Here is a 15,396-nt window from a genome sequence, read left to right on the forward strand (position 1 = left end):
GATAACTGGCTATAATACCTTACATACTATATTCGATTATAAGTCATGATGAGGACAAGGGTTATTTTACAGCCGTTATCAGAGAGGGAAGATTAGGTGAGAACTTCCTGACGGAGAGAAATAGCTTACCACCTCTGAACTTTGGCGGGGAACACTAGTATCCGCCGACGGTGAATAACCGTTATCTTACTTGAGCTGCATGTCTTGCAGAAACAAGGGTGGAACCGCGAGATCAACACTCGTCCCTTTTCCAGGGATGGGTGTTTTTTAGTTTATTTTATTTTTAGAATTGGAGTGGGACAAATGGCTGACATGATTAAGATTACTTTTCCTGATGGCAATGTGAAGGAATTCCCATCAGGCGTCACAACAGAGGACATCGCCGCGTCAATCAGCTCTGGTTTAAAAAAACAAGCTGTTGCCGGTAAATATAATGGTGCACCTGTTGATTTAAAAAGAGGATTAACGGAAGATGGAACGATCGAAATATTAAAGCTTGAAGACCCTGAAGGCACCCAGATACTTCGCCATACGACGACACATGTTATGGCACAGGCGATCAAACGTCTCTTTAATGATGTAAAGCTGGGAATTGGACCTGTGATTGATGAGGGTTTCTACTACGATATTGATATGGAGCATTCACTGACACCTGAAGATCTGCAGAAGATTGAGAAGGAAATGCAGAAGATTATTGATCAGAACTTTGAGATAAAGCGTGAAGCTGTATCCCGCGGTGAAGCGATTGGCCGTTATCAAGAAATTGGCGATGATCTCAAACTTGAGTTGCTCGAGGATATTCCTGAGGGTGAGACATTGACGATTTATGAACAAGGCGAATTTTTTGACCTATGCCGCGGTCCGCACCTGCCGTCGACGGGCAAGATCAAATCCTTTAAGCTATTGAGCATTGCGGGTGCTTATTGGCGCGGTGACAGTGATAACAAGATGCTGCAAAGAATATACGGCACAGCTTTTCCGAAGAAAAAGCAATTAGACGAGCATCTGCATGAGCTCGAAGAAAGAAAAGAACGCGATCACCGGAAATTAGGCAAACAGCTTGATCTATTTACGATTTCACAGGAAATTGGCCAGGGGCTGCCGATCTGGCTGCCAAAAGGGGCGACTGTCCGGCGCTTGATTGAACGTTATATTGTTGATTTGGAGACTGCGCGCGGTTATCAGCACGTCTACACGTCACATTTAGCCAATGTTGAGCTCTATAAGACAAGCGGACACTGGGATCATTATCAGGAGGATATGTATCCGACGATGAAGCTTGATAATGAGGAGCTTGTCTTAAGGCCGATGAACTGTCCACACCATATGATGGTGTATAAGCATGAGCTTCACAGCTATCGCCAGCTGCCGGTCAGAGTCGCTGAGCTTGGCACGATGTACCGTTATGAAATGTCCGGGGCCTTAGCCGGACTCCAGCGGGTCCGTTCGATGACATTGAATGATGCTCATATCTTCTGCCGTCCGGATCAAATTAAAGATGAGTTTATTAACGTTGTTAAGCTGATCCAAAAGGTCTATCAGGATTTCGGGATTGATGACTATTACTTCCGTCTTTCTTATCGTGATCCGGAGAACAAGAAGAAATATGTTGATAAGGATGAGATGTGGGAAAAGGCGCAAAGCATGCTGCGTGATGCGATGGACACACTCGGTGTAGATTATGTTGAAGCTGAGGGTGAAGCGGCTTTCTACGGTCCTAAGCTTGATGTTCAGGTGAAAACAGCTTTAGGCAAAGATGAAACACTTTCAACAGTGCAGCTCGACTTCCACTTGCCTGAGCGCTTTGAATTGTCCTATATCGGTGAAGATGGCAAAGAGCATCGGCCGGTTGTTATCCACCGCGGTGTTGTTTCAACGATGGAACGCTTTGTCGCTTTCTTAATCGAAAAATATAAAGGCGCCTTCCCGACTTGGCTCGCCCCGATTCAGGCCAAAGTGATCCCTGTCGCGGGTGTCCATCAAGACTACGCTAACAAAGTTGCTGAAAAACTTCGCGACAGCAATATTCGCGTCGAGATTGATGAACGCGATGAAAAAATTGGCTATAAAATTCGTGAGGCGCAAACGCAAAAGATTCCATACATGCTTGTTGTCGGCGACCAAGAGATCGAGAATGAGGCTGTCAACGTCCGCCGCTACGGCGAAAACAAATCCGATTCCGTTGGACTTGACGCCTTCGTTAGCCAAATTGAAGATGCCGTGAAGAATCATAAGTGAAGCTAAAAGAACGCTGTTGGTCGATGACCAACAGGGTTCTTAAAAACTATCGAAAATAACTAACAGTGGAATAAATTATTATGACTAAACTGAAAAAGATTATTGATATAACAGTCAAATAAGTTTCTGATCGTTTGCGTTCCCTTTTTAAATCGTAAATTTGCAGCACTAGGCCACCGATAATTGCCCCCCTTATAAAGTTGGATTGCTTTTAATAGCAGTATAGAACAAATGGCAGAAAAAATCATTAGTGCTTGCTTAATGGATCAAACCATGCTATATTATAAAAAGTGAATAAAGATATCGAGCAAAAGCAGAAGCACCCGGCTTCTCACCTGATCGACGCCTTAGGGCTGTTGGCTGGTATGAGGAATACATCTAATGAATGTCATTAGTGTGGGTGCCGTCGTGCGCTCACACTTTTTAATTTGCCCTGAGTTTTGCTCATTCTTTTCATTATAATTTTGCCTAAAATGGTGGAGGTGGCTCAATATTAGCAAAGATATGATTGTCAACGAGGGAATTCGTGCCTCACAGGTTCGACTCATTGACCAAAACGGTGAACAAATTGGCATTAAATCGAAGCATGAAGCACTGGACATGGCGAGAAATGTGAATCTTGATTTAGTGATGGTGGCACCGAACGCTAAGCCCCCTGTTTGCCGTATCATGGATTACGGAAAATACCGTTATGAACAACAAAAGAAGGAAAAAGAGGCTCGCAAAAATCAAAAGGTCATCAATATAAAGGAGATTCGCTTAAGCCCGAATATTGAAGAACATGATTTTAACACGAAGCTTCGCAATGCAAGAAAGTTTCTTGAAAAAGGTGATAAGGTAAAAGCGTCCATTCGTTTCCGCGGCCGTGCCATCACACACTCTGAGCTTGGCAGAGAAGTTCTCTTGCGCCTAGCTAAAGAATGTGAAGAGGTCAGCACGATCGAGGCGAAGCCTAAAATGGAAGGACGCAGCATGTTCCTAGTCCTTGCACCGACGAACGAGAAATAATAACAGCTGATAGGAGGAAGTTATCATGCCAAAAATGAAAACACATAAAGGTGCTGCAAAGCGTTTTAAAAAGACGGGTTCAGGCAAGCTGAAGCGCAGCCATGCTTATACAAGCCATATGTTCAAGAACAAGACACAAAAGCAAAAACGTAAATTGCGTAAAGGCGCGATCGTATCCAGTGCGGACGAAAAACGAATCAAAAAGCTTATCTAATCGGATAATTTAATATACTAGGAGGTTTTCAAAATGCCAAGAGTAAAAGGCGGTTACGTAACGCGTCGCAGACGTAAAAAAGTTTTAAAGCTAGCAAAAGGTTATTATGGTGCAAAACATAAATTATTTAAAGTTGCTCAGCAACAAGTCTTCAAATCCTTACAATATGCATACAGGGATCGCCGTCAAGTTAAACGTGATTTCCGCAAATTGTGGATCGCAAGAATCAATGCAGCAGCTCGTATGAACGGTCTTTCATACAGCCGCATGATGCACGGACTTAAAGTTGCGGGTATCGATGTTAACCGTAAAATGCTTGCAGATCTTGCTGTAAATGATGAAAAGGCATTTGCTGAACTTGCTGGAAAAGCAAAAGCAGCAGTGAAGTAAATAAAAGCTAACCTTTGAAAAGGCTGTTCATAATTATGAATGGCCTTTTGCTTTACTTTAAGAGCTTATGTCCGCCTAGATTACAACAAGGATTAAGCAAACTGTCTTCATCGTGGTGATGAAGACAGTAAATTGGGGAAAAGGCGGGAGAAAGTGTCTGCATAGCGTTGATGAACGCCCGAAAACGGTAAAAAATCAGTGTTGAGGTCGTTCATAGCGTTGATGAACGCCCGAAATCGATAAAAAGTCAGTGTCGAGGTCGTTCATAGCGTTGATGAACGACCAAAATCGGTAAAAAGTCAGTGTCGAGGTCGTTCATAAGAGTGATGAACGCCCGAAAACGGTAAAAAATCAGTGTTGAGGTCGTTCATAGCGTTGATGAACGCCCGAAATCGATAAAAAGTCAGTGTTGAGGTCGTTCATAAGAGTGATGAACGCCCGAAATCGATAAAAAGTCGGTGTCGAGGTCGTTCATAAGCCGGATGAACGACAAAACTTAGCAATTGACCGGGAGAAATGTCTTTCATAAAGGCGATGAAAAACAATTATATACAACAATTGTTGTATATAATTTTCCGTATAATTGTTTTACTCTTTTTACCCCGAACGGGCTCATAAAAGCCAGAAACCGGATCATAAGCCATGTTTTTTATTGGAGGAATAAGAATGGTAGTATCGTGGCAGCTCGTTTTTATTATTTATATGATTGTCATCAATCTATATGGATACGCCATAATGGCCTCAGACAAAAGGAAGGCAAGGCGTCACGAATGGCGGGTGCCGGAAGCTAAGCTATGGGCAGTCGCAGCTATAGGAGGGGCATTTGGCAGCTATCTTGGCATGCGCACGTTTCGCCATAAAACAAAGCATGCCTTGTTCAAAATGGGCATGCCGCTCGTCTGTCTTATTTATGTTGTCATTTTGGCAGCACTCTTTACTAAATTGAATTAAGCAAATCGGACATGGGCGGCTGCCAGTCAACTTGCGTGTTTGGGTATTTTGTATATAATTGCTTTTCGATATCATATAAGTCATTCCTGGTTATGTCCAAAAGCCGCGATTTTGGCCCGTCAAACACGATGTTGATTTGCGCGACGCTATACACCGTTTCATTTGGTTCAATCTGTATATAACCTTGGAAGGTGACACCTTTTGTTGTCATAAATATTTTCCCGTTTTTTTCATACATATATATGTCATTGGTCCTCTCAGCTCTTGTAAAGCGGTATTGATCGCTTTGTTTATAGCGCAAGATGCTGTATACGATGCAGGCTGCGGCAAGTAAAATAAATAAGAACAAGACAATAGTCATCTTCCTTCACCACCCTCTTATGATATACGGCTTTACTTGAAAAAGGTTTCTTAATATAATTTACCACGAGTCACTAATGACAAACCAACAAACGGAATTGAGGCTGAACATGAACTACAATTTGAAAGTAAGATTAATACATGATGATGCCCACATGCCTTATCAAGCGCATGAAGGTGATGCAGGATTAGATTTATATTCAATCGAAGAAACGACGATACAACCAGGGGATTCAGCTCTGATTAGTACAGGGATTCAGATTGAGCTGCCTAAAGGGACCGAAGCACAAGTGAGGCCGAGAAGCGGTTTGGCCTTAAAACATTCTGTAACGGTATTGAACAGCCCCGGTACAATTGACGAAGGCTATAGAGGAGAAATCAAAGTCATATTAATTAACCATGGCAAAAGTGAGTTTAAAATTGTGAAGCAGATGCGAATAGCACAAATGGTCGTTGCTCCCGTTGCGAACGTGACGATGACCCAAATTGAGGAGCTGACACCATCGGAAAGAGGCGAAGGCGGCTTTGGGTCGTCAGGGAAGAATAATCCTGTGTAAAATGCCAAACAATAAAGCGTGTCAAAAAGGAGTCAGGAAGTTTGTGACTAAATAGTTAATTCTGTATAATAATGATGATACATATAAGGGAGGTACGGACATGGAAAAACTTGATGAAACTTTGCAAATGCTAAAGGATTTAACTGATGCCAAAGGTGTGTCTGGCAACGAACGTGAGCCTCGCGACGTCATGAAAAGATACATAGAACCTTATGCCGATGAACTCACTTATGATAACCTTGGCAGTCTTGTTGCTGTGAAAAAGGGCAAAGCAGGCGGACCAAAGATTATGGTCGCAGGACATCTTGACGAAATCGGCTTCATGGTGACGCAAATTGATGAAAACGGTTTCTTGAGATTCCAAACTGTCGGCGGCTGGTGGGAGCAAGTCATGCTCGCCCAGCGTGTGATTGTCCAAACAAAGGATGGCGAGGTGCCGGGTGTCATCGGTTCCAAACCGCCCCATATTTTGGCACCGGAAGAACGCAAGAAACCTGTCAAAATTAAGGACATGTTCATTGATGTCGGTGCTGCAAGCAAAGAGGATGCCCTCTCATTTGGGATTCGCCCAGGCGATTCCGTCGCACCGGTCTGCGACTTCACGGTGATGAAAAATCCTAAATATCTAATGGCCAAAGCTTGGGATAACCGGATAGGCTGCGCAATCGCCATCGATGTGTTGAAGCATTTAAAAAATGAAGACCATCCGAATGTTGTATATGGTGTTGGTACTGTACAAGAGGAAGTTGGGCTTCGCGGTGCAACGACGGCTACACATATGATTCAGCCTGATATCGGCATTGCCGTTGATACAGGCATCCCAGGGGACACACCGGGCATTTCTGATAAAGAGGCCCTTTCCAAGATCGGGGAAGGTCCGCAAATTATTATGTATGACGCATCCATCGTCACACATAAAGGGCTGCGTGACTTTGTGACAGGGATTGCCGATGAAAAAAGAATTCCTTATCAGCTGGATGCTCTTGCTGGCGGCGGAACAGATGCTGGTAAAATTCACTTAACGGCAAACGGTGTCCCGGCACTTTCGATCACTGTTGCGACACGCTACATCCATTCACACGCATCTATCATCCACCGGGATGACTATGAAAATGCAGTGAAGCTGCTTGTTGAGGTCATCAAGCGCCTTGATAGCGATAAGGTGAAAGAAATTACATTTGATTAAAAAAAGGGGCTGCGGCCTCTTTTTTTTGTCTTGTTTAAAACTTATTTCAAAAATTTACAGGATAATATTGAAACTAAATTTCATTGCACTTATAATAAGGTTATAGAAAGCGATATCATTTCTGCGAAAAAGGGTGATTTTATGATAGACCGATTAACGACAGAAGCTAGGAATAATAGAACAATGCACTTGGATCAGATGCGTGTAGAGGAATTTTTACAGGTCATGAACGAAGAGGATGCATCAGTGGTAAGGGCAGTCAAAGAACAAATCCCCCAAATTGCTGAAGCGGTAAAAAAAACCATAGCCGCCTTTAAGGCTGGTGGCCGTCTCATTTACCTTGGAGCGGGAACAAGCGGCCGCATAGGGCTATTGGATGCTGTTGAATGCCCGCCCACGTTTGGCACAAACCCTGATGATGTTATTGGCTTAATTGCTGGAGGAGAAAATGCTTTTATCAAAGCCGTCGAGGGGGCGGAAGATAACAAGGCATTGGCTGTCAGTGATTTGCAACAAATCACATTAACAAAAAAAGATATTGTCGTGGGTATCGCCGCCAGCGGCCGGACACCTTATGCTATTTCTGGCCTGGAATATGCCAGGAGTATCGGAGCATCAACTGTTTCAGTCAGCTGCAATAAGCCTTCAGATTTATCGAAAGCCGCGGAGATCGCCATTGAAGCTGTGACCGGACCAGAAGTATTAACAGGTTCAACTCGGTTGAAGGCGGGTACAGCTCAAAAACTTATTTGCAACATGCTGTCCACAGCGTCAATGATTGGAATTGGCAAAGTTTACGGAAATCTGATGGTTGATTTACAACTAACTAATGAAAAACTGATCGAACGGGCGAAACGAATTATTATGACAGCAACATCTTGTGATATCGAGACGGCAGAGCACTATTTGCAACTAGCGCATAACAAACCAAAGATTGCGATTGTCATGCTTTTGGCAGGAATGTCTTACCAGGAGGCTGTCCACCGTCTAGAGAAAGGAAACGGGTTCGTTAGAAAAGCGGTTGAAAAACTTTAATGGAAAGGATGGCATGACATGGACAAGCATAGACAAATAGCCATTTCGATTTTGGACGGAATTGGCGGTCCAAACAATGTTAAAAGTTTTACAAACTGTATGACACGCCTTCGGATTGATCTGATTAACAGAGAAAAAATAAATGAAACTGAAGTGAAGGCTATTGAGGGAGTTCTGGGTGTTGTTGAAGATGAAACTTATCAAATTATCCTAGGTCCGGGCACAGTGAATAAAGTAGCGGAACAGTTCGGTAAAGAGCTGTCCTTGCATACAGGCATTGATGATGACAGCAAGCAAAGCCTGCAAGAAACCGGTCAGGAAATAAGAACGGAACTCAAGAAAAAGAATAATACACCATTTAAGAACCTTTTAAGAAAGATCGGGAACATCTTTATTCCGTTAATCCCCGCTCTTATCGGCGCAGGACTTATGAACGGGATTGCCGGACTGATGTCCAATTTTATCGAAAGGGGAGCTGATGCAGCCTGGCTTGTAACCTTGCAGCCGATTATCAGTATAATTGGGTCAAGCTTCTTCGCGTTTTTAACCATCTTTGCCGGTATTAACGCAGCCAAGGAATTTGGCGGGACACAAGCGCTTGGCGGTGCAGTAAGTGCGATCATTATCGCCCCTAACATTTCGGATATCTCGTACACTTATCCATTATTCGGGCATATTGAGCTTAGCCCAGGGCAAGGCGGGATCATCGGCGCTATTTTTGCTGCTATTTTAATTTCTTATTTAGAAAGATGGATCCGAAAGCGCATCCCTTCGTCCGTAGATATTATCGTGACACCGACAATCGCCCTTTTGGTCATGGGATTGGCAACGATTTTTGTGTTAATGCCGGTTGCCAACATTATTTCACAGGGCATTGGAAAAGGGGCAACATGGCTTCTGCAATATGGCGGGCCATTCTCAGGCTTTGTTATGGCATCCCTCTTCTTGCCGCTTGTGATGTTCGGGCTCCATCAAGCCCTGATCCCGATCCATGCGGAGCTTATTAGCCAAGTCGGTTATACAGCATTATTACCTATTCTTGCCATGGCGGGAGCAGGACAAGTTGGTGCGGCTATTGCCATTTACATTAGGCTCAAACATAATAAACAGATACGCAACCTTATTAAAGGCGCATTGCCTGTAGGATTTCTTGGTATCGGTGAGCCGTTGATTTATGGCGTCTGTCTGCCGCTCGGCCGTCCCTTTATAACGGCTTGTCTCGGCGGCGGTTTTGGCGGAGCCGTGCTTGGATTTTTTGCGATGTCACGTCATTTTGTCGGATCGGTTGCCATTGGGCCTTCGGGGCTCGTATTGTTGCCGCTTGTGACAGGTCCGATGGGCATTCTCAAGACTATCCTTGTATATTTATTAGGTCTTATCACTTCTTATATTGCTGGATTCTTTTTGACTTACTTTTTTGGTTTTACAAAAGCCATGTTAATAGAGCATAATAAAGTAGATGAGAAAAAAACAGCTTAAGATGATGCGACTGTGCTTAATAGCCAGTCGTATTCTTATATAAAAAGGTGGAGTGTTTAATGGCGATGGGCAGTATCACGTCACAAATTCAAGCAGCATTATCTGAATTGCCTGTTTCAGAGAAAAAAGTCGGAGACTATCTTCTAAAGTTTCCGAGTGAAGTAACGAAAATGACCATTCATGAAGTCGCTGAAAAGGCGGGTACAAGCAGTGCGGCTGTTGTCCGCTTTTGCCGGTCATTGGGCTTGAACGGCTTTCCAGACTTGAAAATGCGGCTTTCTGTAGAATTGGCCGGGACATTGAAACCTGGCTATTTGGATATTGAATCGAATGAAGATGTTGAATCGATTATTAATAAAGTGATTTCCAACACTCTTCAAACATTGCAGGACACTGCGGGGCAATTAAATTCGGCTGCCATTAAAAATACCATCGAGGCTATAAGAGAAGCATCGGTTATTTATGTTTTTGGTGTTGGCGCTTCTTCTATTGTTGCCGAGGACGTTGCCCAAAAATGGACACGCCTGGGGAAACATATGGTCACTGAATCAGACTGTCATGACCTCGCGATGAATTTAGCGGCCGCTCCGCCAAAAGCGGTATTCTTTGGCATTTCCTACAGCGGTGCGACCCCCGAAGTTATAAATATGGTGAGAATGGCAAAGGAATACGGGATAACAACCATTGGTTTATCGCGGTATGGGAATAATAAATTGTCCTCCATCGCAGATATTATGATTTTTACAGCGCGTGCGCCCGAAGCGGAACTTCGAAGCGCGGCGACAACATCGCGTTTTGCTCAACTTTTAGTTATTGATATCCTTTATTTTGCTTACGCCGCATCACAATATGATCATACAGTTGAACAGTTGTCAAAGACAAGGGAAGCAGTGGAAATGTGGAAGAAAAGATTTTAAGAAGAAAAGAAAACTTGGCTTATCGGCAAGCTTTAATGGCGAAAGCCTTAGCTGCAAGGCTTCTGCTTGAATACTCGTCTATGCTGCCTTGCGACAAAGCTAAGGGCAGGAGCACTATTTTATACTTTATTCCGCTTTTTCGCTTTAGCGAACTTAAATATTCTTAAAGTATAAAAAAAACCCGCCTATCGGCGAGCTTTTTTTAAACCCCTTTTGCTAAGTTATCGACCATTAATTGCTTTTGCTGATCATCGGACTCTTGCCAGATGATTTCAAATAGAACGCCAAGGCCCGGAAGCATTTTTTCCTGGCCGTCTTTAATGGCGTCAACGATGGTGCCTTCTAGCTGATCCTTATCATTATCGGAAATATTATGTTTAACTGCTTTTCGAATATTGATATCCATGTCCAACACTCCTTTACTTTTTGTATTAGTATTGATTAAAATAAAAGAATTATGTAAGCTCTTGTTTGAAAAAAGGAGTCCTGAAATTGAAACGAATCGAATCACCGCAAAATCAGCATTTTAAACATTGGAAAAAACTTCATAATCGGAAATGGCGGGAAAAAACCGGTGAATATCTTTTAGAAGGCCCGCACCTTATTCAGGAGGCTATGAAAAAGCCGGATATCGTTATTTCATTAATTTATGATGAAGGATTCCGGCAGCGTGAAAACTGGATGAAGAATAATGCCGATGAATTTATCGTGGACACCAAGCTTTTTAAGGAGCTCGCGCAAACAGAAACACCCCAAGGCATTTTAGCTGTTTGCAGAGTAATGGACGAACAGCTGATTGTCAAACAAGGCCGATTTCTTCTTATTGACAGCGTACAAGATCCTGGGAATTTGGGAACGATCATTAGAACAGCTGATGCTTGTGGGATGGATGGTGTCTATTTGGGTGCAGGCTGTGTTGACCTTTATAATCAAAAAGTTTTAAGGTCTGCACAAGGTTCACATTTTCATCTTCCCATCATTAAATCAGATCTAACTGAGGTCGTTAATGACCTAAAGCAGGCGGGGGCAACGGTGTACGGGTCTTCGCTTCAAGGCACAACTTTACAAAATGTGGCACATTCCTGCGAAAATTTTGCCTTAATTATTGGCAATGAAGGCAACGGTGTTGATGAAGAGCTTCTCTCCCTCACAGATGTCAATGTGAAAATTCCAATATACGGATTAGCTGAATCTATGAATGTCGCTGTCGCATCAGGCATTTTAATGTACTCGCTTCGCACAGCACCGCTTGCATGAAGAGGAAAACTTGCATATACTAAAGAAAGCAAATAATAATTTTATATGTTTAAAGCAATGAAAGAGAGTAGTACCTTTGCGCCTCACCATACAGGGAGAATATGCCGGAGACTGGAAGCATATTTATGGCTGAACATTGGGAATTCGCTCTGGAGCTGTCATCTGAACACGATCCGTTAAAGATGGACCGGCGAGTCTGCCGTTATCTACAATAAAGTGAACAGCCGTGAAGCTGTTAACTAGGGTGGTACCGCGAAGCTTCGTCCCTTTTACAGGGAGGAGGCTTTTTTTAATTTAGTTTAATAAGGAGGCAAACATGATGCAGGAAAAGCTGCAAGCACTAAAAAATGAAGCAAAGGACCTTATTCAAGGTGCTCGGGATCTCAAAACATTGCAAGATCTTCGTGTGAAATATCTTGGCAAAAAAGGCCCTATTACCGAGGTTCTCAGGGGGATGGGGAAGCTGTCAAAAGAGGAACGCCCGGTGATCGGACAGCTTGCTAATGATGTCAGAGCAAGCATTCAAGAAGCAATCGACGGGAAACAAGGGATTTTAGAAAATGAGGCTATTGAAGCAAGGCTTGCCTCTGAGACCATCGATGTGACCCTCCCTGGGAGAATATCATCTCCAGGCAATCATCACCCTCTGACGGCTGTCATTGAAGAAATTGAGGATTTCTTCATCGGACTTGGTTTTTCCATTGCCGAAGGTCCAGAGGTTGAAAAGGATTATTACAATTTCGAGGCTTTGAATTTACCCAAGGACCACCCAGCAAGAGACATGCAGGATTCTTTCTACATTACCGAGGAGCTTCTGCTTAGAACTCATACATCTCCTGTTCAGGCGAGAACGATGGAGAAGCATAAAGGCAAAGGACCAGTTAAAGTTATTTGTCCAGGCAAGGTTTACCGCAGAGATACAGACGATGCAACTCACTCCCATCAGTTTATGCAAATTGAAGGGTTGTATGTTGATAAAAACGTTAGGCTTAGTGACCTAAAAGGGATCTTGACTGCATTCGCCAAAAAAATGTTTGGTGAAGAACGGCAAATCAGGCTGCGCCCAAGCTTTTTCCCATTCACGGAACCTTCCGTTGAGATGGATATCTCGTGCTTCCATTGTAATGGTGAAGGGTGTTCTGTATGTAAAAGAACAGGTTGGATTGAAATTCTTGGGTCCGGTATGGTCCATCCTAATGTATTGGAGATGTCTGGTTTTGATTCAAAGGAGTATACGGGATTTGCTTTCGGTATGGGACCAGAAAGAATTGCGATGCTGAAATACGGCATTGATGATATTCGTCATTTCTATACAAATGATACAAGGTTTCTTAAGCAATTTAAGCGGGCATAAGGGAGGATGAAAGGATGTTAGTATCATATAACTGGTTAAAAGATTATGTTGATCTCAATGGCGTGTCACCCGAAGCGCTCGCAGATAAAATCACAAAAGCGGGGATCGAGGTTGAACATGTTCATGCAATGAGTGAAGGTGTGAAAAACATTGCAGTCGGACATGTTGTGTCGTGTGAGCAGCATCCGAATGCGGATAAATTAAACCTTTGTCAGGTTGACTTAGGAGATGAAACCGTTCAAATTGTTTGCGGAGCACCGAACGTTGCCAAAGGTCAGAAAGTTCCGGTCGCGAAAGTAGGTGCCAGACTTCCGGGCAATATTAAAATAAAACGATCAAAACTTCGCGGCGAGACATCGAACGGAATGATCTGTTCCCTTTCGGAATTAGGGGTAGACGCCAAATTGGTTCCTAAGGAGTTTGCTGACGGCATATATGTTTTTGAAGAGGATGCAGTTGTTGGGGAGAATGCGCTTTCGTATCTTAATCTGGATGATCATGTTCTCGAATTAGATATTTTGCCGAACAGCGCCCATTGTCTGAATATGATCGGGGTTGCATATGAAGTGGCCGCTATTCTTAATAAAGATGTTGATTTGCCAAGGGTATTGGTTAATGAGACGCCAATGCCTGCGGAATCAAAGATTAGGGTCAATATTGAAGCGAAAGATGCTGTGCCGTATTACGGGGCGCGGGTTATTGAAAATATTAATGTTAAGCCATCCCCGCAATGGCTGCAAAACCGCCTAATCGCGGCAGGCATCAGACCGATCAGCAACATTGTTGATATTACAAACTATGTGATGCTCGAGTATGGGCAGCCGCTCCATGCGTTCGATTATGAACGTTTCGGCTCAGACCGTGTTCTCGTCAGACATGCAAATGATGGCGAGATGATCACGACCTTGGATGATGAAGAAAGGACGCTGACAACAAGCGATGTCGTCATAACGAATGGAATAGACCCTGTCGCAGTCGCTGGTGTTATGGGCGGTGTCAATTCCGAGGTTTCATCGGAAACCCGTACTGTCTTACTTGAATCTGCCATCTTTGATGCACTTACCGTTAGAAAGACGGCTTCACGCTTGCAAATGAGGACAGATGCCAGCAGCCGTTATGAAAAGAAGGGAATTGACCGCAATCGAGTCGCAGAAGCAGCAGACCGTGCAGCAGAGCTGATCCAAACGATAGCAGGGGGTGACGTCCTTAGCGGGATTGTTGAAGACGGTGTCAGGACAGTTTCTCCTCAAGTTATTAAGATGCCTTGGCAAAAAGTGAATGATGTTCTTGGCACAGATCTTGCACCAGATACCATTTTATCCATTTTAAGCCGATTGAATTTCCAGGCTGAATTAAATGGTGACACCTTGCATGCCAGTATTCCGATCCGTAGACCTGATGTGACGATTCCGGAAGATCTTGTCGAGGAGGTCGGCCGAATTTATGGATACGATCATGTACCAGCGACATTACCTGAAGGTCCTTCAACCCAAGGCACTTTAACCGCGTACCAAAGAAAGCGCCGCAGAGTGCACCGGTATTTTGAGGGGCAAGGCTTGCAACAAGCGATAACTTATTCACTGACCACCGGGAAAAAGGCGTCAGAATTAAGAATTAATAATCAAGGTGCCAGTGGCTCTGTTCAATTAGCTATGCCAATGAGTGAGGAGCGCAGCACATTAAGAATGAGCATCGTGCCTCAACTGATCGAGGTTGTGCAATATCATCTTAACCGGCAAATGGGCGATGTTAAGTTATATGAAATCGGCAAGATATTTATTGCGAATGAAGAGAAAAATGATCTTCCAATCGAAAGGGAACATGTCGCAGGTATTTTTACTGGGTCAAGGGAAGAGCGGATATGGGAAGGCCAGCCGCTTTTGGTCGATTACTACACTGTAAAGGGCGTCCTTGAAGGTCTGTTCAATCAATTGGATGTTCTGTCTTCCATCAGCTTCAAACCTGCTAAGCGGGACGGCTTGCATCCTGGCCGCACAGCTGATATATACTTAAATAACAAGGTTATCGGTTATTTAGGTCAGCTGCATCCTAACGTTCAAAAGGCAAATGATTTACAAGATACTTTTGTTTTCGAATGTGATCTTCAGTCGGTGCTTAATGTGGATATGGGTGCAATCACATATAAAGCCCTGCCGCGCTATCCTTCGATTACAAGGGACATTGCTTTAGTCGTCAAAGAAGATGTCAAAGCAGGTGAGCTTTATGATGTGATCCGGACCGCGGGAGGATCGCTTTTGAATGATATTCAGCTTTTCGATGTCTACCAAGGGGAGCATCTGGAAGAAGGTCAAAAATCACTTGCCTTCTCATTAAAGTACCTCGATCCTGAGCGGACGTTGACAGATAAGGAAATTAATCAAACGCATGAAGACATTTTAAATGCTTGCCAAGATAAGCTTGGAGCAGTATTAAGGGGATAAAGCATTGGG

Annotated in this window: 16 protein-coding genes and 3 other annotated features; of the genes, 14 read left to right on the forward strand and 2 right to left on the reverse strand. The window is 43.6% G+C overall.

Annotated features, from left to right (window positions below; genetic code table 11):
* Nucleotides 1–36 precede the first annotated feature (36 nt).
* Nucleotides 37–250: a binding site (T-box leader), on the forward strand.
* A 53-nt stretch (nucleotides 251–303) separates the two neighbouring features.
* The 5 genes from thrS to EV207_RS00415 all read left to right on the forward strand — a co-directional run bounded on the left by thrS (nucleotide 304) and on the right by EV207_RS00415 (nucleotide 4,801).
* Nucleotides 304–2,238 (forward strand): threonine--tRNA ligase, encoded by a 1,935-nt coding sequence (gene thrS / locus EV207_RS00395; protein ID WP_132742626.1) that lies wholly within the window; start codon nucleotides 304–306, stop codon nucleotides 2,236–2,238.
* Between the two features lie 305 nt (nucleotides 2,239–2,543).
* Nucleotides 2,544–2,670 (forward strand) — a sequence feature (ribosomal protein L20 leader region).
* Nucleotides 2,671–2,742: 72 nt separating this feature from the next.
* Entirely contained in the window at nucleotides 2,743–3,246 is a 504-nt protein-coding gene (infC, locus tag EV207_RS00400; protein ID WP_132742627.1) for a translation initiation factor IF-3, read from the forward strand.
* Nucleotides 3,247–3,271: 25 nt separating this feature from the next.
* Nucleotides 3,272–3,460, forward strand: coding sequence for a 50S ribosomal protein L35 (gene rpmI / locus EV207_RS00405; RefSeq protein ID WP_132742628.1), 189 nt, complete (start codon nucleotides 3,272–3,274; stop codon nucleotides 3,458–3,460).
* Nucleotides 3,461–3,493: 33 nt separating this feature from the next.
* Nucleotides 3,494–3,850: a 50S ribosomal protein L20 gene (gene rplT, locus EV207_RS00410; RefSeq protein WP_132742629.1), complete on the forward strand. Its 357-nt coding sequence runs from the start codon at nucleotides 3,494–3,496 to the stop codon at nucleotides 3,848–3,850.
* Nucleotides 3,851–4,516: 666 nt separating this feature from the next.
* Nucleotides 4,517–4,801, forward strand: coding sequence for a DUF1294 domain-containing protein (locus tag EV207_RS00415; RefSeq protein WP_132742630.1), 285 nt, complete (start codon nucleotides 4,517–4,519; stop codon nucleotides 4,799–4,801).
* Here EV207_RS00415 and EV207_RS00420 read toward each other — a convergent pair.
* The gene (locus EV207_RS00420) at nucleotides 4,788–5,162 is read right to left on the reverse strand and encodes a hypothetical protein (RefSeq protein ID WP_132742631.1); all 375 of its coding nucleotides are present in this window, start codon (nucleotides 5,160–5,162) and stop codon (nucleotides 4,788–4,790) included. The two genes, EV207_RS00415 and EV207_RS00420, sit on opposite strands and share 14 nt — an antisense overlap.
* 109 nt (nucleotides 5,163–5,271) lie before the next feature.
* Between EV207_RS00420 and dut the strand changes: the two genes are divergently transcribed.
* The 6 genes from dut to EV207_RS00450 all read left to right on the forward strand — a co-directional run bounded on the left by dut (nucleotide 5,272) and on the right by EV207_RS00450 (nucleotide 10,502).
* Nucleotides 5,272–5,718: a dUTP diphosphatase gene (dut, locus tag EV207_RS00425; protein ID WP_132742632.1), complete on the forward strand. Its 447-nt coding sequence runs from the start codon at nucleotides 5,272–5,274 to the stop codon at nucleotides 5,716–5,718.
* A gap of 100 nt (nucleotides 5,719–5,818) precedes the next feature.
* Entirely contained in the window at nucleotides 5,819–6,904 is a 1,086-nt protein-coding gene (locus EV207_RS00430) for a M42 family metallopeptidase (protein WP_132742633.1), read from the forward strand.
* A 141-nt stretch (nucleotides 6,905–7,045) separates the two neighbouring features.
* On the forward strand, nucleotides 7,046–7,939 hold the full coding sequence (gene murQ / locus EV207_RS00435; protein ID WP_132742634.1) for an N-acetylmuramic acid 6-phosphate etherase: 894 nt from the start codon (nucleotides 7,046–7,048) through the stop codon (nucleotides 7,937–7,939).
* 18 nt (nucleotides 7,940–7,957) lie between these two features.
* Nucleotides 7,958–9,418 carry a PTS transporter subunit EIIC gene (locus tag EV207_RS00440; protein ID WP_132742635.1) on the forward strand — a complete coding sequence of 487 codons (1,461 nt, stop codon included), beginning with the start codon at nucleotides 7,958–7,960 and terminating at the stop codon, nucleotides 9,416–9,418.
* Between the two features lie 59 nt (nucleotides 9,419–9,477).
* Nucleotides 9,478–10,335, forward strand: coding sequence for a MurR/RpiR family transcriptional regulator (locus EV207_RS00445; RefSeq protein WP_132742636.1), 858 nt, complete (start codon nucleotides 9,478–9,480; stop codon nucleotides 10,333–10,335).
* Entirely contained in the window at nucleotides 10,317–10,502 is a 186-nt protein-coding gene (locus EV207_RS00450; protein ID WP_132742637.1) for a hypothetical protein, read from the forward strand. Before EV207_RS00445 ends, EV207_RS00450 begins: the two co-directional genes overlap by 19 nt.
* Nucleotides 10,503–10,537: 35 nt before the next feature.
* On the opposite strand, the gene sspI is transcribed toward EV207_RS00450, so the two are convergent.
* Complete coding sequence (gene sspI, locus EV207_RS00455) at nucleotides 10,538–10,741, reverse strand: small acid-soluble spore protein SspI (protein WP_132742638.1); 204 nt, start codon at nucleotides 10,739–10,741, stop codon at nucleotides 10,538–10,540.
* An 86-nt stretch (nucleotides 10,742–10,827) separates the two neighbouring features.
* Between sspI and EV207_RS00460 the strand changes: the two genes are divergently transcribed.
* The 3 genes from EV207_RS00460 to pheT all read left to right on the forward strand — a co-directional run bounded on the left by EV207_RS00460 (nucleotide 10,828) and on the right by pheT (nucleotide 15,387).
* Complete coding sequence (locus EV207_RS00460) at nucleotides 10,828–11,592, forward strand: TrmH family RNA methyltransferase (protein ID WP_207902896.1); 765 nt, start codon at nucleotides 10,828–10,830, stop codon at nucleotides 11,590–11,592.
* 48 nt (nucleotides 11,593–11,640) lie between these two features.
* Nucleotides 11,641–11,863: a binding site (T-box leader), on the forward strand.
* A 48-nt stretch (nucleotides 11,864–11,911) separates the two neighbouring features.
* Complete coding sequence (gene pheS / locus EV207_RS00465) at nucleotides 11,912–12,946, forward strand: phenylalanine--tRNA ligase subunit alpha (protein WP_132742968.1); 1,035 nt, start codon at nucleotides 11,912–11,914, stop codon at nucleotides 12,944–12,946.
* 14 nt (nucleotides 12,947–12,960) lie between these two features.
* Nucleotides 12,961–15,387: a phenylalanine--tRNA ligase subunit beta gene (gene pheT / locus EV207_RS00470; RefSeq protein ID WP_132742639.1), complete on the forward strand. Its 2,427-nt coding sequence runs from the start codon at nucleotides 12,961–12,963 to the stop codon at nucleotides 15,385–15,387.
* Nucleotides 15,388–15,396 lie beyond the last annotated feature (9 nt).

Origin of the sequence: Scopulibacillus darangshiensis (assembly GCF_004341035.1) — a bacterium.
GTDB lineage: Bacteria > Bacillota > Bacilli > Bacillales > Sporolactobacillaceae > Scopulibacillus > Scopulibacillus darangshiensis.